Genomic DNA, 631 nt, shown 5'->3' on the forward strand with positions numbered 1-631 from the left:
TGAAATCCGAGACCCAGAGCTGGTTCGGTCGCTCGGCACGGAACTGTCGATTGACCCGATCCAGTGGGCACGGCGCCTTGCCATCACTGACCGTCGTGCGCACGACCTTGCCGCGCATCACACCGCGCAAGCCTTGCCGCCGCATCAATCGCTCAACCGTACACCGCGCTACCGTCATCCCCTCGCGTGCCAGCTGCCGCCAGACCTTGTCAGCACCGTAGACCTGCATGTTGCCTCTCCAGACACGTTCGATCTCCGGCACCAGCATCGCGTCGCGCTTGGCTCGGGCACAGCGTCGTTGCGGGTCGTGCTGAAGCGCCACATGGCGTCGATATCCCGACGGGGCGACCTGCAAGACCTTGCAGATCGGCTCGACCCCGAAGGTGCCCCGATGTTCGTCGATGAAGTCCCTCAGGACTTGAGTCGGCGGTCGAGCTCCGCCTGGGCAAAAAACGCGCTGGCCAGCTTCAGGATCTCGTTGGCCCGGCGCAGCTCCTTGACCTCACGCTCAAGCTCTTTCACACGCTGCGCTTCGGCGGTGGTCACGCCGCCGCGAACACCGGCGTCGACCTCGTGCCGCTGGACCCAGCCCAGCAACGTCTGCGGCACACAGCCGATCTTCGGCGCCATC

At 65.3% G+C, this 631-nt stretch carries 1 pseudogene and 1 other annotated feature; the pseudogene reads right to left on the reverse strand.

The window, feature by feature from the left end:
• Nucleotides 1–631, reverse strand: a pseudogene (locus ACFPPB_RS20390) (IS3 family transposase); the annotation flags it as partial.
• Nucleotides 341–457, reverse strand: a sequence feature (AL1L pseudoknot). It overlaps the preceding pseudogene by 117 nt.

Origin of the sequence: Rhodanobacter terrae (assembly GCF_042657005.1) — a bacterium.
Taxonomy (GTDB): Bacteria; Pseudomonadota; Gammaproteobacteria; order Xanthomonadales; family Rhodanobacteraceae; genus Rhodanobacter; species Rhodanobacter terrae.